The sequence below is a fragment of the Jiangella rhizosphaerae genome (assembly GCF_003579925.1).
Taxonomy (GTDB): domain Bacteria; phylum Actinomycetota; class Actinomycetes; order Jiangellales; family Jiangellaceae; genus Jiangella; species Jiangella rhizosphaerae.
Map to the genome: position 1 here is coordinate 1 of NZ_QUAL01000018.1, position 17,743 is coordinate 17,743.

Annotated in this window: 17 protein-coding genes; 13 read left to right on the top strand and 4 right to left on the bottom strand. The window is 71.4% G+C overall.

The annotated features are described in order from the left end of the window. Window positions 1-314: hypothetical protein (locus DY240_RS32680; protein ID WP_199700606.1), on the bottom strand; the 314-nt coding region annotated here is incomplete at its 3' end. Between the two features lie 76 nt (window positions 315-390). On the opposite strand from DY240_RS32680, the gene DY240_RS01810 reads away from it, so the two are divergent. The 3 genes from DY240_RS01810 to DY240_RS01820 all read left to right on the top strand — a co-directional run bounded on the left by DY240_RS01810 (window position 391) and on the right by DY240_RS01820 (window position 2,646). Continuing rightward, entirely contained in the window at window positions 391-1,389 is a 999-nt protein-coding gene (locus tag DY240_RS01810; protein ID WP_199700608.1) for a M28 family metallopeptidase, read from the top strand. A 75-nt stretch (window positions 1,390-1,464) separates the two neighbouring features. After that, window positions 1,465-2,208, top strand: a complete 744-nt coding sequence (locus DY240_RS01815) for a CAP domain-containing protein (protein WP_119658265.1) — start codon at window positions 1,465-1,467, stop codon at window positions 2,206-2,208. Window positions 2,209-2,247: 39 nt separating this feature from the next. Next, window positions 2,248-2,646, top strand: a complete 399-nt coding sequence (locus DY240_RS01820; RefSeq protein WP_119658266.1) for a MerR family transcriptional regulator — start codon at window positions 2,248-2,250, stop codon at window positions 2,644-2,646. Between the two features lie 6 nt (window positions 2,647-2,652). Here the strand turns inward: DY240_RS01820 and DY240_RS01825 are convergent, their stop codons facing one another. Both DY240_RS01825 and DY240_RS01830 read right to left on the bottom strand, forming a co-directional pair. Beyond that, window positions 2,653-3,012, bottom strand: a complete 360-nt coding sequence (locus DY240_RS01825) for a YybH family protein (RefSeq protein ID WP_119658267.1) — start codon at window positions 3,010-3,012, stop codon at window positions 2,653-2,655. Next, window positions 3,002-3,865 carry a YndJ family protein gene (locus tag DY240_RS01830; RefSeq protein WP_119658268.1) on the bottom strand — a complete coding sequence of 288 codons (864 nt, stop codon included), beginning with the start codon at window positions 3,863-3,865 and terminating at the stop codon, window positions 3,002-3,004. The genes DY240_RS01825 and DY240_RS01830 overlap by 11 nt, the downstream gene beginning before the upstream one ends. 34 nt (window positions 3,866-3,899) lie before the next feature. On the opposite strand from DY240_RS01830, the gene DY240_RS01835 reads away from it, so the two are divergent. Both DY240_RS01835 and topA read left to right on the top strand, forming a co-directional pair. After that, window positions 3,900-4,607: a YggS family pyridoxal phosphate-dependent enzyme gene (locus DY240_RS01835; RefSeq protein WP_119658269.1), complete on the top strand. Its 708-nt coding sequence runs from the start codon at window positions 3,900-3,902 to the stop codon at window positions 4,605-4,607. Between the two features lie 160 nt (window positions 4,608-4,767). Then, entirely contained in the window at window positions 4,768-7,383 is a 2,616-nt protein-coding gene (topA, locus tag DY240_RS01840; RefSeq protein WP_119658270.1) for a type I DNA topoisomerase, read from the top strand. 85 nt (window positions 7,384-7,468) lie between these two features. Here the strand turns inward: topA and DY240_RS01845 are convergent, their stop codons facing one another. Beyond that, window positions 7,469-8,116 carry a cupin domain-containing protein gene (locus DY240_RS01845; protein ID WP_119658271.1) on the bottom strand — a complete coding sequence of 216 codons (648 nt, stop codon included), beginning with the start codon at window positions 8,114-8,116 and terminating at the stop codon, window positions 7,469-7,471. A 98-nt stretch (window positions 8,117-8,214) separates the two neighbouring features. Here DY240_RS01845 and DY240_RS01850 point away from each other — a divergent pair, with 98 nt between their 5' ends. The 8 genes from DY240_RS01850 (at window position 8,215) to DY240_RS01885 (ending at window position 17,735) form a co-directional block, all read left to right on the top strand. Further along, on the top strand, window positions 8,215-8,958 hold the full coding sequence (locus DY240_RS01850) for an isochorismatase family protein (RefSeq protein WP_119658272.1): 744 nt from the start codon (window positions 8,215-8,217) through the stop codon (window positions 8,956-8,958). Window positions 8,959-9,056: 98 nt separating this feature from the next. After that, window positions 9,057-10,220 carry an ABC transporter substrate-binding protein gene (locus tag DY240_RS01855; RefSeq protein ID WP_119658273.1) on the top strand — a complete coding sequence of 388 codons (1,164 nt, stop codon included), beginning with the start codon at window positions 9,057-9,059 and terminating at the stop codon, window positions 10,218-10,220. Continuing rightward, window positions 10,217-11,956 (top strand): ABC transporter permease, encoded by a 1,740-nt coding sequence (locus DY240_RS01860; RefSeq protein WP_158602701.1) that lies wholly within the window; start codon window positions 10,217-10,219, stop codon window positions 11,954-11,956. The genes DY240_RS01855 and DY240_RS01860 overlap by 4 nt, the downstream gene beginning before the upstream one ends. An 18-nt stretch (window positions 11,957-11,974) precedes the next feature. After that, window positions 11,975-13,108, top strand: coding sequence for an ABC transporter ATP-binding protein (locus DY240_RS01865; protein ID WP_119658275.1), 1,134 nt, complete (start codon window positions 11,975-11,977; stop codon window positions 13,106-13,108). Window positions 13,109-13,132: 24 nt separating this feature from the next. Next, window positions 13,133-14,371 carry an MFS transporter gene (locus DY240_RS01870; RefSeq protein ID WP_158602702.1) on the top strand — a complete coding sequence of 413 codons (1,239 nt, stop codon included), beginning with the start codon at window positions 13,133-13,135 and terminating at the stop codon, window positions 14,369-14,371. A gap of 32 nt (window positions 14,372-14,403) precedes the next feature. Continuing rightward, the gene (locus DY240_RS01875; RefSeq protein ID WP_119658277.1) at window positions 14,404-15,345 is read left to right on the top strand and encodes an alpha/beta hydrolase; all 942 of its coding nucleotides are present in this window, start codon (window positions 14,404-14,406) and stop codon (window positions 15,343-15,345) included. A gap of 1 nt (window position 15,346) precedes the next feature. Beyond that, window positions 15,347-16,729, top strand: a complete 1,383-nt coding sequence (locus DY240_RS01880) for a dihydroorotase (RefSeq protein ID WP_119658278.1) — start codon at window positions 15,347-15,349, stop codon at window positions 16,727-16,729. A gap of 25 nt (window positions 16,730-16,754) precedes the next feature. Then, complete coding sequence (locus DY240_RS01885) at window positions 16,755-17,735, top strand: LLM class flavin-dependent oxidoreductase (RefSeq protein WP_119658279.1); 981 nt, start codon at window positions 16,755-16,757, stop codon at window positions 17,733-17,735. Window positions 17,736-17,743: the final 8 nt, after the last annotated feature.

Consider the following 17,743-nt stretch of genomic DNA (forward strand, 5'->3'; position numbering starts at 1 on the left):
AACTGCGCGGCCGCGCCCGCCTCGAACCCGGCCACCCACGCGGCCAACCGGGCGGACGCCGCCACCGCCTCCACCAGCTCGTCCGCGCTCGCGGCCGCCGGGTCGAACCGGGCCAGTCGGGCGGCCAGCTCCGGCCCGGCCGGCACCTGATCGATGTCGAAGACCGCGACAGCGGCCTCGCCGCCGGTGCACAACTGTTCCAACAGCGCCGGATCGATGTCGGCGACGCTCGGGTCATCGCATGGCGCCGTCTCCCACTCCACCGGCGGAGCAACCTCCGGCGGCGGAGCAGTCGACAGCGCTTCTTCGAACATGCAAATGATCTTACCCGCCCCCACCGACAAGGTCCGGCTCAGCCGAGTGGCGCGAGCGGCAGACGTACCATGCAGCGTGGCCAGGTACACCCTCGGGGCGGCCGCCGTCCTCGTCCTGACGGCGGCCGGGTGCAGTGGTGACGAGGAGACCGAGCCGGCTCCGGCGCCGTCGATCCTGACCGCATCGGAGGTCCCGACGGCGACCGAGACGGCCACCGCCACGCCGACGCCCACACCGACGCCCACACCGACCCCTTCCCCCACACTGCCGCAGGTGTTCGACCCGGCCGCCGCGTACGCCGTGGTCGAGCACCTGGCCGGCACGATCGGCCCGCGCGAGGCGACGTCGCCGGGGTTCCAGCAGGCGGCGCGGTACGTCGTCGACGCCATGACGGCGCTGGGCTACGAGGTCACCACGACGCCGTTCTCGGTGCCCGACGGCAACTCCTGGGGTGTCGACGTCGAGGCGGGAACGTCGCGCAACGTCATCGCCGACCCGCCCGGGTTCGACCCCGCCCAGCCGCACGTCGTCGTCGGAGCGCACCTCGACACCGTCCCGCAGGCACCCGGCGCCGAGGACAACGCGTCAGGCATCGGGGTCATGATCGAGCTGGCCCGGATGGCCGCCGCCCAGCCGCCGGGGCTGCCGGTGCGGTTCATCGCGTTCGGCGCCGAGGAGCCGCGCGGCGACGGCGACTCCATGCACCACTTCGGCTCGCAGTTCTACGTCCGCGAGCTGCCCGCCGCACAGGCGGCGGCCGTGGCCGGCATGGTGTCGCTGGACCGCGTCGGCGTCGCCGCCGACCACGTGCCGGTGTGCACGGGCGGGCGCGGCACGACGGCGCTGCGCGATGCGCTCGTGGCCGCCGCGGCGGCGGCCGCCGTACCGGTGCGGACCTGCGAGAACCGGTCCAGCGACCATTGGTCGTTCGAGAAGGCCGGCCTGCCGTCGGCGCGGCTGGGCAGCATCCCGTACGACGGCTACCACTCGCCCGGCGACGTGCCCGCGGTCGTCGATCCCGCGCAGCTGGGCCGCGTCGGCGCCATCGTCTGGGCCTGGCTCGGCACGCTCTGATCCCCGCGGAACGGGAGGTTTCGGGCAGCCCGGGCCGGGGCAAGAATGCCCTCCGTCGAGCGGACGGGAGGCGGCATGCGGCCGAGGCGGGCGAGCACCGCGGCCGTCGCCGTGCTCGTCGCCGGCGTCCTGGCGACGGCCGGCTGCGGCGGTGACCCGGTCGCCGTCCCGCGGGCCGAGAGCGTCGAGATCCTGCCGCTGGATCCGCCGTCGGCGACCCCGAGGCCGAGCACTACCACGGCCACTCCGACGCCGTCCTCGTCGCCCACGCCCACGCCCACGCCGACCGCGGAGCCGGAGCCCGAGCCGGAGGAGGAACCGGCCCCGACGGAGGAGCCCGAACCCGAGCCGCCGGCCTCCGAGCCGCCGGCGGAGGAACCCGAGGAGCCGGCCGAGCCCGAGCCCACCGACGTCGGCACGCAGGCTCCCGAGGGCGGCATGTCCGAGCGGGAGCAGGAGGTCGTCGACCTCACCAACGAGATCCGGGCGGACGAGGGCTGCGGCCCGCTGCACGCGGACGACCGGCTGCACGAGGCGGCCGTCCTGCACAGCGAGGACATGGCCGAGCGCGACTACTTCGACCACGTCACCCCGGAGGGCGTCGGCCCGGGCGAGCGGGCCGAGCGGGCCGGCTACGACAGCTGGGGCGGCGAGAACATCGCCTGGGGCTACCGCAGCGCCGAGGACGTCGTCGAGGGCTGGATGGACAGCCCCGGCCACCGGGAGAACATCCTGAACTGCGACTTCCAGGCGATCGGGGTCGGCGCGGCCGACAGCGACGGCGGGCCGTACTGGACGCAGATGTTCGGCTACGAATGACTTGACTTCGAGTGTGCTCGAAGTCCTACCGTCGATGGTGTGACGACGCTCGATCTGCGCGACACCCCGATCCCACAGCCCACCGAGACCATCTCCGAGGTGGCCGAGCGCACCGGCGTGACGGCCCACACGCTGCGCTACTACGAGCGCATCGGCCTGCTCGACGTCCAACGCGACAGCGCCGGGCGCCGGCACTACACCGCCGACGACGTCGACCGCGTCGTGTTCATCACCCGGCTGCGCCAGCTCGACATGCCGATCCGCGACATCCAGCGCTACTTCGAGCTGGTCGCCCTCGGGCCCGGGACCGAGCCCGACCGGCTGGCGCTACTGGTGAAGCACCGCGAGGCCGTCCGCGTCCGCATGGAGGCCCTGCGCGTCGCCCTCGACGTCGTCGACTTCAAGATCGCGAAGTACGGCGGCACGGCCGCACCGTGAGGCGGCTCAGGCCAGCACGTTCCACTGATCCAGGGCCCAGCGCCAGCTGCCGTCCGGCTGCCGGCGCGCCACCTCGGCGGTCACGCCGCCGTCGGTCAGCCGGGTCGAGGTCAGCGCGATATCGCCGGTGCGCAGGACGGGCTGCTGGTCGCCGAGGGTCAGGGTGACGCCGGAGGCCACGTACTCCGCGAAGAACCCGCGGATGGCGTCGCGGCCGGTGACGGTCTGGCCGGGCGAGACGCCCATCACGGCGTCGTCCTCGAACAGGGCGACCAGGCCGTCGACGTCGCGGTCGTTGACGCGCTGGACGAAGAGGCGTTCCAGATCGGACGGCTCGGCCGCAACCGGCCGGTCGTCAGTGCTCATCGAGGGCTCCTTCTGAGGGGACCGGCGACGGCGTGCGCTGGAGGCGGCGCCAGGCGAGCAGGCCGCACACCGCGAAGCCGAGCGCGTTGGCCAGGCCATGGGTCGCCGCCATCCAGGTGAGCGACAGGTGCGGGACGGCGTCCCAGACGTGCCCCGCCGCCCAGCTCAGCGCCAGCAGCATGGTCGCGGCCAGCACCGCCGCGCTCACCGTGAGCAGCACCCGCGTCACCGCGCTGCCCGCCGACGGCACCACGTCGCGCCAGACCGTCCAGCCCAGCAGCCACATGCCGGCGGTCAGCACGACGGCGCCGGCCAGCTCGACGCCGTCGCCGGTGAAGTAGCCGAGGAACACCAGCGCGACGCCGCCCGGCACGGTCAGCGCCGCGATCGACGACGACGGCGACGGCGCGCGGCTCGCGGTCAGCCCGGCCACCAGGGCCGCCGCGAACCCGGCGTAGTGGAAGTGCGCCACCGTCAGCAGCTGGGTCGTCATGCCGAAGCCGAGCAGCTCCCAGCCACCGCGCTCGGCGATCAGCGAGGCGGCCGCGACGGCCGGCGACGCCATGGCCGTCAGCACGGCGATCTCGACGGGGACCAGCGACCGGCGGCGCAGCAGCCGCAGCAGCGCCAGCACCGCGAGCCAGGCCGCCACGGCGGCGTAACAGCACGCCAGCACGACGGCGAACCCGTCGCCGCGGTCGAGCAGCAGCGACAGCCCGCCGAGCAGCCCGGCGAACGGCCACACCTGCCCGACCGGCCCGAGCCGCTGCCGGTCGTCGTCGATCAGCCGCAGCCCGAGCGGCACCACGACGACCATCCCGAGCGCAAGGATCCAGCCGACCAGTACCGTCACGACTAGGACTCTAGAGGTCAGCGGAAGGAGATCGATGCCGGACATCCGGGACAACCTGGCGGCGGTGCGGGCGCGCGTCGACGCGGCCTGCGTGGCGGCCGGCCGCGCGCCGGACGAGGTCGAGCTGCTGCTGGCCACCAAGACGCAGCCGGCTGCGCGGATCGCCGAGGCGATCGCCGCCGGCGCCCGGCTGATCGGCGAGAACCGGGTCCAGGAGCTGGCCGAGAAGGACCTGGAACTGACTGCGCTCGCGGGTCCGAAGCTGTTCGAGCGGCACTTCATCGGACACCTGCAGTCGAACAAGGTCAACCAGGTGCTCCGGTACGTCAGCTGCGTCCAGTCCGTGGACGGCGTCGAGCTGGCCGACCGGCTGCAGCGCCGGCTGGAGACGCTGGACCGGACGCTCGACGTGCTCGTGCAGGTGAACACGTCCGGCGAGGCGACCAAGTCCGGCGTCGCGCCGGCCGGCGCGGTCACCGTCGTCACCGAGGTCGCGAAGCGGGATCGGCTGCGGGTCCGGGGGCTGATGACGGTCGGCCTGCAGTCGCCGGACGAGGCCGCGGTGCGGGCGTCCTACCGCGCTCTTCGCGAGCTGCGCGACCGCGCGGCCGACGTCGTCGGAGCCGAGCTCCCCGTCCTCTCCATGGGTATGAGCGGCGACCTCGAGGCCGCCGTCGCCGAGGGCGCGACGATGGTCCGGATCGGCTCCGCGGTGTTCGGGCCGCGGCCCCGGCCGGCCTGACATCGCAGCAGACGGACGGTGTTGATCATTGGCTGCCGCGATCGCCGTCCGGTTATCCTCTTCGCGTCTCGGGAACAACGTCGGATACCGTGCGTTGTCGCAGGGAGTATTCGTGAGCCGAAGGGGTCGGTTCACCGTGCCCGGGGAGTGAGGAGCATTCATGGCCCGATCCACGAACGGCACGGCCCGCCGCCGTCTCGTCGTCGTGGAGTCGCCGGCGAAGGCCAAGACCATCGCCGGTTACCTTGGTGACGGTTACATGGTCGAGTCGTCGTTCGGCCACATCCGCGACCTCCCGTCCAAGAAGACGGAGGTCCCCGCGGCCGAGCGCGAGCGGTACGGCAACCCTGTCGGCGTCGACGTCGAGGGCGGTTTCGAGCCGCTGTACATCGTGCCGCCGGGCCGCGCCAAGGACCAGGTCAAGAAGCTCAAGACCATGCTCAAGGAGGCCGACGAGCTCCTGCTCGCCACCGATGAGGACCGCGAGGGCGAGGCCATCGCGTGGCACCTGCGCGAGGAGCTGAAGCCGAAGGTCCCGGTCCGCCGCATGGTCTTCCACGAGATCACCCGCGACGCCATCCGGGCCGCCGTCGAGAACCCCCGCGACATCGACGAGGACCTCGTCGACGCGCAGGAGACGCGGCGCATCGTCGACCGCCTCTACGGCTACCAGGTGTCCCCCGTGCTGTGGCGCAAGGTCATGCAGGGCCTGTCGGCGGGACGGGTCCAGAGCGTGGCGACGCGCCTGGTCGTCGACCGCGAGCGCGAGCGCATGGCGTTCCGCTCGGCGGAGTACTGGGACCTCACCGCCACGCTCGACACCGGCACGTCCGACGACCCGCACGCCTTCGAGGCCCGGCTGGCCACCGTCAACGGCACGAAGGTCGCCTCCGGCCGCGACTTCGACGCGCGCGGCGAGGTGAAGAGCCGCGACGTCGCGGTGCTCGACGAGCAGCGCGCCCGCGCCCTGGCCGCCGCGCTGGGCGACGTCGACTACACCGTCCGCTCCGTCGAGGCCAAGCCGTACACCCGCAAGCCGTACGCGCCGTTCCGCACCACCACGCTGCAGCAGGAGGCCTCGCGCAAGCTGGGCTACGGCGCGGCCCGCACCATGCAGGTGGCGCAGCGGCTGTACGAGAACGGCTTCATCACCTATATGCGTACCGACTCCATCACGTTGTCCGACTCCGCGTTGAACGCGGCCCGGGCGCAGGTGGCGGAGCTGTACGGCGCCGAGTACCTGCCCGACGCGCCGCGCAAGTACACCAGCAAGGTGAAGAACGCGCAGGAGGCGCACGAGGCGATCCGCCCGGCCGGCGACACCTTCCGCACGCCGGCCGAGACCGGCCTGCGCGACGACGAGTACCGGCTGTACGAGCTCATCTGGATGCGCACCGTCGCCTCGCAGATGCGCGACGCCAAGGGCGAGACGCTGACCGTCCGGGTGGGCGCCACGGCCGCCACGGGCGAGGACGTCGAGTTCACCGCGTCCGGCCGCACCATCACCTTCCACGGCTTCCTCAAGGCCTACGTCGAGGGCGCCGACGACCCCGAGGCCGAGCTCGACGACCGCGAGCGCCGGCTCCCGCACCTCACCGAGGGGCAGGGGCTGACGGCGGCCGGCGTCGAGCCCGAGGGCCACAGCACCAAGCCGCCGGCCCGCTACACCGAGGCCACGCTGGTCAAAGAGCTGGAAGACCGCGAGATCGGCCGCCCGTCCACCTACGCGTCGATCATCCGCACCATCCTCGACCGCGGCTACGTGTTCAAGCGCGGCACCGCGCTGGTGCCGGCCTGGCTGGCCTTCGCCGTGGTCCGGCTGCTCGAGGAGCACTTCACCCGGCTGGTCGACTACGAGTTCACCGCCAAGATGGAGGACGTCCTCGACGACATCGCCGCCGGCCGGGCCGACCGCGCCGCGGAGCTGGCGCAGTTCTGGCACGGCGACGACACCATCGAGGGCCTGAAGAAGCTCGCCGACAACCTCGGCGAGATCGACGCTCGCGAGATCTCGTCGTTCCCCATCGGCGACGGGTTCACGGTGCGGGTCGGCCGCTACGGGCCCTACCTCGAGGACGCCGACGGCAACCGCGGCAGCATCCCCGAGGACCTCCCGCCCGACGAGCTCGACGCCGAGAAGGCGCGAGAGCTGGTGGCCCGCGGCAACGGCGACCGCGAGCTGGGCGTCAACCCCGCCACCGGCAACACCGTCGTCGCCAAGTCCGGCCGGTACGGCCCGTACGTCACCGAGATCCTGCCCGACGACGCGCCCAAGAACGCCAAGCCGCCGACGGCGTCGCTGTTCAGCACCATGTCGGTCGACACGGTGACGCTCGACGACGCGCTCCGGCTGCTGACGCTGCCGCGGGTGGTCGGCAAGGACGCCGAGGGCAACGAGATCGTGGCGACCAACGGCCGCTACGGCCCGTACGTCAAGAAGGGCTCGGACTCCCGGTCGCTGCCCGACGAGGCGTCGCTGTTCACGGTCACCGTCGAGGAGGCCGAGAAGCTGTTCGCGCAGCCGAAGGGCCGCCGCGGCGCCCGGGCCGCCACGCCGCCGCTGCGCGAGCTGGGCACCGACCCCGCCTCGGGGAAGCCGCTGGTGGTCAAGGACGGCCGGTTCGGCCCCTACATCACCGACGGCGAGACGAACGTGACGGTGCCGCGGGGTACCGACATCGAGCAGCTCACGCACGAGCGGGCGGTCGAGTTGATCGCGGAGAAGCGGGCCAAGGGCCCGGCGCCGCGTAAGCGGGCCGCGCGGTCGCGCAGCTGACCGCGGCCGCGTCGGCGGCGCCGCGCCCTCCCCGCGAAACTCCAAGATCAACGTGGAGTGGGCGGAGAGGGCGGGACGCTGCGGCTCAGTCGCCGTGGGTGATGAACCCGGGCGGGCCGAACCGGACCCCGGTCTCGGGGTCGATGCTGTAGTGCGAGTACGGCGAGAAGCTGCCCGAGGCGATCTCCTTCTCGACCTCCTCCATCGGGACGTGCTTGCCGGCCTCGATCTTGCGGTCCAGGCCCAGCCAGTCGAGCATTCGCTTGTTGGTGATCCCCATGTAGAGCACCGGCTCGTCGCCGGAGTTCACGTGCGTGTGCCACTGCATGGTCGGGATGAACAGGAAGTCGCCCTGCTCCCACGGGTACTTCACGCCCTGGACCTCGGAGTGGCCGACGCCCTTCATGATGTAGATGGCCGCCTCGTTGTGGTGCTTGTGCAGGCGGGTCTGCTGGCCCGGGGCGAGCTCTGAGATGTGCAGCTGGATGGTCCGCAGCGGCAGGTCGACGTCGCGCGCGGGGTGCTGGCGGTCGCCGTCGGCGTAGAGGTCCAGGTGCGGCTGCTTGTGGATGATCGCCTTCGCGGCGAGCGGCCGCACCTCGTCCTCGTGGTAGTGCAGCTTGCCGGTGCGGCGCGGGTTGGCGGGGTCGTGGTCGTCGTGACCGTGACCGTGCCCGTGGCCGTGCCGCTCACCGCCGGTGGCCTGCTCCGACGCGTCGTGGTGGGTCGTCATGCGGCGTGCTCCTCGCTGTGATGGGCGCCTCGTCCAGGTCCTGCCCACGATGGAGTACCGGCTACTGTGTGTCAAGGATAAAAGATACGATCCGCGGCATGACTGAGCGTGTCTGGGATGCCTTCCTCACCGATCGCGACAAGGCGCACCTCGCCGCGTCACCGCCCACCAGGTCGTACGGCTTCGGCCGGCGGGCCGTCGTGCTCTCGGTCGACAACTACCGCAAGGCGGTCGGCGACGAGCCCGAGCCGATCCTCGACGCCATCGCCACCTGGCCCGGCAGCACCGGCCTGGAGGGCTGGGCCGCACTGGAGAAGATCGAGCAGCTGCTCGCGACGGCGCGCGAGTGCGGTGTCGAGGTGATCCACCTGACGGCGTTGAGCTCGGAGGAGTCCGGCATCCCGGCGTGGGGCGCCCGCCTCGGCGGCCGGCACGCGCCGCCCGTCCGCACGGCGGAGGAGGCCGACCGCCATCGCCGGCGGCTCGACATCGTGGAGCAGGCCGCTCCGCTCCCCGGCGAGGTGGTGCTGAAGAAGACGGCGCCGAGCGCGTTCTTCGGGACGCCGCTGGCGGCCTACCTGATCGGCCGGGGCGTCGACACCATCATCGTCTGCGGCGAGAGCGTCAGCGGCTGCGTCCGCGCCACGGTGGTGGATGGCCGCAGTCATCGCCTCAACGTGATCGTCGTCGAGGACTGCGTCTACGACCGGCACGAGGCGTCACGGGCGATCAACCTGTTCGACATGGACCAGAAGTACGCCGACGTCCTGTCGCTGGCGGAGGTCACGGCCTGGCTGCGCAACCAGGCGGCGACAGTTGATAACGGATCCACAACGAACTGAGCTGCGTCTCCGCGCCCATTGACTGTTACCGAGGTCACATCCTACGTTCTGCGGATACAACATCTAATAGCCAATCGACCGGCGCCAGAGGAGAGCACATGTTGCTCCAGCAGCTGCACCGCGGCCCAAGCCCGACCCGGCTCCTGACCATCAGCGCGCTCGCCGCGGGCGCGCTCGTGGTGACCAGCTGCGGCTCGCCCGCCGGTGGCTCCGACGAGACCGCCGCCGGTGGCGACGTCTGCGAGGGCTCCCGGGCGGTCGAGCTGATCGGCGAGACCGACGGCATGGACCAGCAGGAGCGCCAGGACCAGCTCGTCGCCGAGGCCACCGAGACCGAGGGCGGCGAGGTCGACTTCTACACCGAGATCAACGACCCGCAGCCGGTCGTCGACGCCTTCCAGGAGCAGTACCCGGACCTCACCGTCAACGTCTACCGGGCCGGCAGCGAGCAGATCCGCCAGCGCGTGCTCGAGGAGTCCGCCGCGAACTTCCCCGGCGCCGACGTCGTCGAGCTGGACTCCCTGGAGATGTCGATCATCGACGAGAACGGGCTGCTGGCGCCGGCGTCGTCGCCGTACATCGACGAGCTCACCGACGCCGGCAAGTTCGAGAACTTCACCGGCGACCGGCTCAGCTACATCGTGCCGGTCTGGAACTCGGGCATGATGTCCGCCGACGAGGCGCCCACGTCGCTGGAGGACCTGGCCGACCCGCGGTTCACCGGGCGGCTGGCGCTCGAGGGCAGCGACGTGTTCTGGTTCGCGGGCCTGGTGAAGTACATGGAGAGCGAGGAGGGCAAGACCCGCGACGAGGCCGTCCAGGTCTTCCGCGACATCGCCGCCAACTCCGCCATCACCTCCGGGCACACCACGACGACCGAGCTGGTGGTGGCCGGCCAGTACGCGATCGCCGCGAACAACTACATCCACCGTGCGCTGGAGCTGCAGGCCGCCGGCGCGCCGCTGGAGTGGGCGCCGGTGCAGATCCCGGTGGTCGCCGAGATCACCGGCATCGCCGTCCCGTGCCTCTCGGACAACCCGGCGGCGGCGCTGCTGCTGCAGGACTTCGTGCTCAGCGCCGACGGCGGCCAGCGCCTGTTCGTCGAGGAGGGCCGGACGCCGGCGAACGCCTCGCTGGCCCAGGAGACGCTGGGCGGCGAGACGATCGAGCCGATCGTCGTCGACGTCCAGGAGATCGCCGACGAGTACGAGGAATGGGCGACGCTCTGGGACGAGGTCATCCGCGGCGGGGGCCAGGGATGACGCAGCTGGCCGACGCCGGGCCGGCGCCGTCCCCCGACGCCGCCCCGGGCGCCGAGCGCGGCCCGCGCCGGCCCAGGGCGGTGTACGTCCTGGGCGTCGTGGTCCTCGCGATCCTGGCCTACCTGGTCCTGTCGCCGCTGTTCTACCTGGCCTGGCGCGGCCTGACGACGGGTGAGGGCTTCAGCCTCGCCAACATCAGCGCCGCCTACAGCGTCGAGGGCACGCCGGAGATGCTGGTCAACTCGTTCGTCTTCGCCTTCGGCTCGGCCGCGGTGAGCACGGTGAGCGGGACGGCGCTGGCGTTCTTCTGCGTGCGGTCCAACGCCCCGCTCAAGCCGCTGCTGTACGCGGCGTCGATCGTCCCGCTGATCATTCCGGGCATCCTCTTCACCATCGCCTGGGTCTTCCTGCTCAGCGAGGACGTCGGCGTCATCAACATCCTGCTGCGCTCGGTGGGCCTGGACTTCCTGCAGATCGACGCGTTCTCGCTGCTGGGGATGGCGCTGATCGACGGCATGCACCTGTCGCCGCTGGTGTTCCTGCTGATGTTCGCCGCGTTCAAGGCCACCGACCCGGCCCTGGAGGAGTCGGCGCTGATGAGCGGGGCCAGCGTGCCGTCGGTCATCCGCAAGGTGACGCTGCCGCTGGTGCGCCCGGCGCTGTTCGGCGCGATCCTCGTCATGGTCGTGCGCGGCCTGGAGTCGTTCGAGACGCCGGCCGTGCTCGGCATCCCGTCCGGGAACTGGGTGTTCACCTCGCGCATCTACCAGGCGCTGCACACCTACCCGGTGCGCTACGACATCGCCGCCATCTACTCGATCAGCCTGCTGCTCCTCACGGTGGCCGGGCTGCTGTTCGTCCAGCGCGTCAACCGGCGCGGCGAGCGGTTCCAGACCATCTCCGGCAAGGGCTTCCGGCCGCGGCCGCTGGACCTCGGCCGCTGGCGCTGGCCGGTGTCGGTGCTGTTCGCCCTGTACTTCGTGGTGGTGGTGGTGCTGCCGGTGGCGATCCTCGTGTGGATGTCGCTGCTGCCGTACTACCAGACGCCCAGCATCGATGCCCTCGACACCCTGACGCTGCGCAACTACGAGCGGATGTTCGACATGCCGGGTGTCGTCGACGCGGTGCGCAACTCCGCGATCCTGGCCGTCACCAGCGCCACCGCGGTCATGCTGTTCACCAGCGTCGTCGCCTGGTTCGTGCTGAAGTCGCGGATGCGCGGGGCGCGGTTCCTCGAGACGCTGGCCAGCTTCCCGCTGGCGATGCCCGGCCTGGTGCTCGGCGTGGCGCTCATCTTCATCTACCTGCGCTCGCCGCTGCCGATCTACGGGACGCTGCTGATCCTCTTCATCGCCTACGTCACCCGCTACCTGCCGTACGGCATCAGGTACGCGACGTCGTCGCTGGGCCAGGTGAGCGCGGAGCTCGAGGACTCCGCGCAGATGTCCGGCGCCACCTGGCGCGACACCTTCCGCCGGGTGGTGGTCCCCCTGATGGCGCCGGGCATCGTCGCGGGCTGGGTCTACATCGTCGTGGTGTCGGTCCGCGAGCTGTCCAGCTCGATCCTGCTCTACTCCCAGGACACCCGGGTGCTGTCGGTGACCATCTGGGAGCTCTGGGAGAACGGCGAGACCGGCGTGCTGGCGGCCGTCGGCGTCGTCATGGTCGTCGCCCTGATGATCCTCGTCGGTGTCGCCTACAAGCTCGGCGCCAGGGTCGGCGTCCGGGACCTCTGACGGACGGAGTGGACGCACATGCTTCAGGTCGACGCGCTCTGCAAGGCGTTCAAGGAGGAGACGGCGTCCAAGCACGACCGCGTGCACGCGGTCGACGACGTCACCTTCACCGTCGAGGAGGGCCAGTTCTTCACCCTGCTGGGGCCCAGCGGCTGCGGCAAGACCACGACGCTGCGGTGCATCGCCGGGTTGGAGCGCCCGGACACCGGCGAGATCGTGGTCGACGACCACGTGTTGTTCTCGCACGACCGGCGCATCTCGATCGCGGCCAATGAGCGCAACCTCGGCATGGTGTTCCAGAGCTACGCCATCTGGCCGCACATGAACGTCTTCGACAACGTCGCGTTCCCGCTGCGGGTCGGCAAGCGCCGGCGCACCCCGAAGGCGGAGGTGACCGAGCGGGTCGAGCGCGCGCTGAACGTCGTGGAGCTGGGCCACCTGGCCGGCCGGTACGCGACGAAGCTCTCCGGCGGTCAGCAGCAGCGGCTCGCCCTCGCCCGGGCGCTGGTCATCGAGCCCAAGCTGCTGCTGCTGGACGAGCCGCTGTCCAACCTCGACGCCAAGCTGCGCGAGTCGCTGCGGTTCGAGCTGAAGCGGCTGCAGCGCGAGCAGGGCATCACGACGGTGTACGTCACGCACGACCAGTCCGAGGCGCTGTCGATGTCGAACGCCGTCGCGGTGATGAAGGACGGCCGGATCAGCCAGCTCGGCGACCCGTTCGACATCTACCTCAAGCCGGCCAACCCGTTCGTGGCGGACTTCGTCGGCACCACCAACTTCATCGACGGCGTCGTCCGCGAGCAGACCCCGGACGGCTGGGTGGTGCACACGGCCGACGGCCCGCTGACCGTGGCCGCGACCTCCGGCGTGGGCGTCGGCGACGAGTGCGTGGTGTGTGTACGGCCCGAGCACGTCGAGGTGCTGCGCGACGACAGCAGCACCGGCGGAGACAACGTGCTCACCGGTGAGGTGCAGACCCGGCTGTTCGTCGGCGAGGCGATGGAGTACCAGGTCCGGCTGCCGAACTCGCAGCTGCAGTGCCGGACGCCGGCGGCCGCGCGGCTGTCGTCGGGCAAGCCGGTGTCGCTGCACCTGCCGCCGGCGCACTGCACGGCGCTGCCGCGGCCGGAGGCCCGGGCCGGGTCGCGCTGAGCGCCGTCTCGTCGGGTGCGACCGGTGCGCGTGTTCGCGGGCCTGCGGGCGGCACGAGGGCGCGTGTTCCGGTCGCTGTCCGAGCGCAACTACCGGCGGTTCTTCGCCGGGCACAGCTGCTCGGTGGTGGGCACCTGGATGCAGCGCATCGGCCAGGACTGGCTGGTCCTGGAGCTGACCGGGAGCGCGTTCGCCCTCGGTGTGTCGATGGTGTGCCAGTTCCTGCCGGTCTTGGTCGGCGGCGTCTGGGGCGGGGTGGTGGTCGACCGCGTCGACACCCGGCGGCTGCTCATGGTGACGCAGGCGGCCCAGGCCGTGCTGGCCGCTGCGCTGGCGGCGTTCTCGCTGACCGGCACGGCGACCCTGCCGATCGTCTACGGCCTGGCCGCCGGGCTGGGGATCGTGACGGTGTTCGACAACCCCGCGCGGCACACGTTCGTCGCCGAGCTGGTCGGCGAGGCGGACATCGTCAACGCGCAGGCGCTGAACAGCCTGGTGAACAACGCCGGCCGACTGGCCGGTCCGGCGCTGGCCGGCGCGCTGATCGTGCTGGTCGGCGTGGGCGTGACGTTCGTGATCAACGCGGTCTCGTTCCTGGCCGTGCTGGTCGCGCTGTGGCTGATGGACGTCGGCACGCTCCGGCGGCGCCCGCCGGTGCCGCGGGCGCCCGGCCAGGCCCGCGCTGGGCTGCGCTACGTCTGGCGGCACCCGGAGCTGCGGCTGGCGATCGTGCTGGTCGCGGTCGTGTCGGTGTTCGGGCAGAACTTCCGGGTGGTGTTCCCGATCCTGGCGTCGGAGGTCTTCCACGGCGACGCACGGGTCTACGGCTGGCTGACCGCGGCGCTCGGGCTGGGCGCCGTCGCCGGCGGGATGGCGGCCGCGGCGGCCACGACGGCGACGCCGCGGCGGCTGCTGCTGGCCTGCGCGGCGTTCGGAGCGGTGAACCTGGCCGTCGCGGGTGCGCCGGCGCTCGGGGTGGCGCTCGCGGCGGTCGTACTGCTCGGCGTGACGAACATGGTCGTCAACACGCTCGCGCGGGCGCTGATGCAGCTGCGCACCGCGCCGGAGCTGCGCGGCCGGGTGATGGCGATCAACGGGCTGGTGTTCCTCGGCGGCACCCCGGTCGGCGGGCCGCTGATGGGCCTGCTGTGCGAGTGGTGGGGTGCGCGCGCCGGGCTCCTGGTGTCGGGTGCCGCCTGCCTCGCCGGCGCCGTCGCCGTCGTGCCGGTCCAGCGTCTTGCCCGATCAGGTCCCGCACTTTAGACTCTGTATCAATTATCCAAAATGGAGGTTCGATGCGGAGCGAAGACGTCGTCTTCTACAGCGAGGGCTGCCGGATCTCGGCGTCCTGGCGCACGCCGGATCGGTCCGACGGGCCGCTGCGGGCCATCGTGCAGGGGCCGGGCTGGCTCGGCCTGAAGGACGCCAAGCTGTACGTCCGGTACCACGAGGCGCTCACCGCCGCCGGGTTCGGCGTGCTGATCTTCGACTACCGGGGCTTCGGCGACTCCGAGGGCGAGAAGAAGCTCTCCCCGGCCGTCCAGCTGCAGGACCTGCGCAACGCCGTGACCTACCTGACCACGCGCGACGACGTCGACGCCGACCGCATCGGCGTGTTCGGCTCCGGCGGCACGGGCGGTGGCAACGCCGTCCTGCTGGCCGCCGTCGACGACCGCGTCCGGGCCGCCGTCAGCCAGCTCCCCGTCGCGAACGGACGCGACTGGCTGCACCGCATGCGCTCGGAGTACGAGTGGCTGGACTTCCTCAAGGGCCTCGACGACGACCGCCGCGAGCGGGTCACGACCGGCAAGGGCCGGCTGGTCCACCCGCGCGAGGAGATCATGGTCCCGACGCCGGAGCGGCGGGCCACGACCGTCAAGGCCGACGTCGACAGCCGCATCCCGACGGCGGTCTCGCTGGCCGCGGCCGACGAGATCCTCGAGTACGACCCGCTCAGCGCGGCCCGCACGCTCACCACGCCGCTCATGGTCATCGGCATCGAGGGCGACGCGACCACGCCCACCGACCACGCCGTCGCGATCTACGAGGCCGCGAAGGGCCCGCGCCGGCTGGTCATGCAGCGGCACACCACGCACTACGCCGCCTACGACAAGTACTGGGAGAAGGTCACCCCGGCGATCGTGGGCTGGTTCGACACCTACCTGGCCAACGGCGACGTCGTCATCACGACGCAGGACGGCCCGGCCGAGTCCGTGACCTACCTGGAGGGGCAGTGACATGGCAGTGACGACCCGGATCAGCGGAGGCGACGTCGTCACTCCGAGCGGCACCGTCCGTGCCGACGTCCTGATCTCCGACGACGGCAAGATCGCCGGCCTCGTCTCGCCCGGTACGGTCATCGGCGACGACGCGACCGTCGTCGACGCGGCCGGACGCCTGGTGCTGCCGGGCATGGTCGACGTCCACGTGCACACCCGCGAGCCCGGGTACACGCACAAGGAGGACATCACCACCACGACCGAGCAGGCCGCGGTGGGCGGCGTCACCACGATCTTCGGCATGCCGAACCTCGACCCGCCGACGACGGACCGGAAGACCCTCGACGAGGTGCTGGCGCTGTACGCAGAGAAGTCGATCGTCGACTACAATCACAACCCGGCGCCGACGAACTTCGAGGACATCGCGTCGATGGCCGAGGCCGGCATCAACGCCTACAAGATCTACATGGTGGTCGACACCGGCCGCACCTACCCGCACCCGGCCGGCACCGGCATGCACGACCACGGTCACCTGCTGCAGATGATGGACCTGATCAAGCCCACCGGGAAGCGGTTCATCATCCACCCGCACGACCAGGCGCTGATGGACTACATCGAGGGCGAGGTGCTGGCCCGCGGCGACAACACCCCGCAGGGCTACGCCGGCGCCTACGCCGCCCGCGACGGCGTCATCTGGGACACCGCTATCGACGTCGTGCTGCGGCTGTCCGAGGCGTCGGGCTGCCCCATCCACATCGCCCACATGCAGACCCGCCGGTCCATCGACGCGGTGCGCCGGGCCAAGGCCCGCGGCGTCGACGTCACCGGCGAGGTGAACCACTGGGCGCTGTTCCTGTCGACCTGGCGCGACGTCGAGACGCTGGGCCCGTACGCGCTGTCGTACTGGGTGCCCGACGACCACCGCGCCGCCGTCTGGGAGGGCCTGCTGGACGGCACCATCGACATGATCTCCTCCGACCACGCGCCGCACACGCGCGAGGAGAAGGAGATCGGCTGGACGAAGATGTGGAGCGCCCACACGGGCACGCCGGGCATCCAGTACTACTACCCGCTGCTGCTCGACGCCGTCCGCCAGGGCCGGATCCCGCTGGAGCGCGCCGTCGACGCCGCCGCCCGCCGGCCGGCCGACGCGTTCGGCCTGACCGGCGTGAAGGGCCGCATCGCCGTCGGCTACGACGCCGACCTCGTCATCGCCGACCTCGACAGCCCGTGGACCATCACCAACGACGGCGTGCTGTCCCGCTGCGGGTGGACGCCGTACGACGGCCGGAGCCTCGGCGTCCGGTTCGAACGCACCCTGGTCCGCGGCACGGACGTCTTCGCCGACGGCGCCGTCGTCGGCAAGCCCGGCCACGGCCGGCTCGCCACCGCCCACCTCTGACGCCCACCCCCGAAGGACGATACGAATGCGATATGGACTCTTGCTGCCCCACTTCGGTGAGCAGGCCGACCGGGAGAAGCTGCTCAAGGGCTCCCAGCGGGCCGAGGAGCTCGGCTTCGACTCGGTGTGGGTGCGCGACCACCTGGTGTTCGAGCCGCACGGCGAGATGGAGAAGCCGAACCGGACCTTCTACGACGCGCTCACCACGCTGACCGCGATCGGCGCCGTCACCGAGCGGATCCAGCTGGGCACCGGCTCGCTGATCCCGTTCCGGCACCCGCTGGTGACCGCGCTGATGGCCGGTACGATGTCGCACCTGCTGGGCGCCGACCGGCTCATCCTGGGCTTCGGCGCCGGAACCTTCGACCACGAGTTCGAGGCGATCGGCTGGGGCGACCGCGACCGCGTCGAGCTGGTCCGCTCCAACGCCGAGATCCTCAAGCGGGTCTTCACGGAGAACGAGGTCACCTACAAGGACGACAACTTCTCCTTCGAGGACGTCAGCATCGAGCCGAAGCCGCTGGGCGGGCGCATCCCGTTCTGGTACTGCGGCGCGACGCCGCGCTCGGCCCGGCTGGCGGTGGAGTTCTGCGACGGCTGGATGCCCGGCCGCATCGCCATGGCCACCCTGCGCAAGCGCATCGAGACGATCGAGGAGCTGTCCGCGGCGGCCGGTCGCGAGCGTCCCACCATCGCCGTCATCCCGCCGACCTCGATCGAGCGCACCCGCGAGGAGGCGCTCGAGCACGTCAACATCCCCGGCCTGCTGGCCTGGGCGAACAAGTCCAAGTGGGCGGTCAAGCCGCCGTCGGGCCGCTTCGAGACGGTCGAGGACCTGGAGGGCCAGCTGATCGCCGGCGACGTCGACGGCGCCGTCGAGGAATGCCGTAAGTTCGAGGCAGCCGGCGTCGAGCACCTGGTCTTCGACTTCCGCTTCAAGTTCGACAAGTGGTTCGACCAGATCGAGCTGCTCGGCACCGAGGTCCTGCCCAAGCTCAAGAGCTGAGTACGAGA

Excerpts from the sequence above, each read along its gene's own strand:
- DY240_RS01815 (WP_119658265.1), top strand. The coding sequence starts at position 1,465 with ATGCGGCCGAGGCGGGCGAGCACCGCGGCCGTCGCCGTGCTCGTCGCC.
- DY240_RS01825 (WP_119658267.1), bottom strand. The coding sequence starts at position 3,012 with ATGAGCACTGACGACCGGCCGGTTGCGGCCGAGCCGTCCGATCTGGAA.
- DY240_RS01835 (WP_119658269.1), top strand. The coding sequence starts at position 3,900 with ATGCCGGACATCCGGGACAACCTGGCGGCGGTGCGGGCGCGCGTCGAC.
- topA (WP_119658270.1), top strand. The coding sequence starts at position 4,768 with ATGGCCCGATCCACGAACGGCACGGCCCGCCGCCGTCTCGTCGTCGTG.
- DY240_RS01845 (WP_119658271.1), bottom strand. The coding sequence starts at position 8,116 with ATGACGACCCACCACGACGCGTCGGAGCAGGCCACCGGCGGTGAGCGG.
- DY240_RS01850 (WP_119658272.1), top strand. The coding sequence starts at position 8,215 with ATGACTGAGCGTGTCTGGGATGCCTTCCTCACCGATCGCGACAAGGCG.
- DY240_RS01855 (WP_119658273.1), top strand. The coding sequence starts at position 9,057 with ATGTTGCTCCAGCAGCTGCACCGCGGCCCAAGCCCGACCCGGCTCCTG.
- DY240_RS01860 (WP_158602701.1), top strand. The coding sequence starts at position 10,217 with ATGACGCAGCTGGCCGACGCCGGGCCGGCGCCGTCCCCCGACGCCGCC.
- DY240_RS01865 (WP_119658275.1), top strand. The coding sequence starts at position 11,975 with ATGCTTCAGGTCGACGCGCTCTGCAAGGCGTTCAAGGAGGAGACGGCG.
- DY240_RS01875 (WP_119658277.1), top strand. The coding sequence starts at position 14,404 with ATGCGGAGCGAAGACGTCGTCTTCTACAGCGAGGGCTGCCGGATCTCG.
- DY240_RS01880 (WP_119658278.1), top strand. The coding sequence starts at position 15,347 with ATGGCAGTGACGACCCGGATCAGCGGAGGCGACGTCGTCACTCCGAGC.
- DY240_RS01885 (WP_119658279.1), top strand. The coding sequence starts at position 16,755 with ATGCGATATGGACTCTTGCTGCCCCACTTCGGTGAGCAGGCCGACCGG.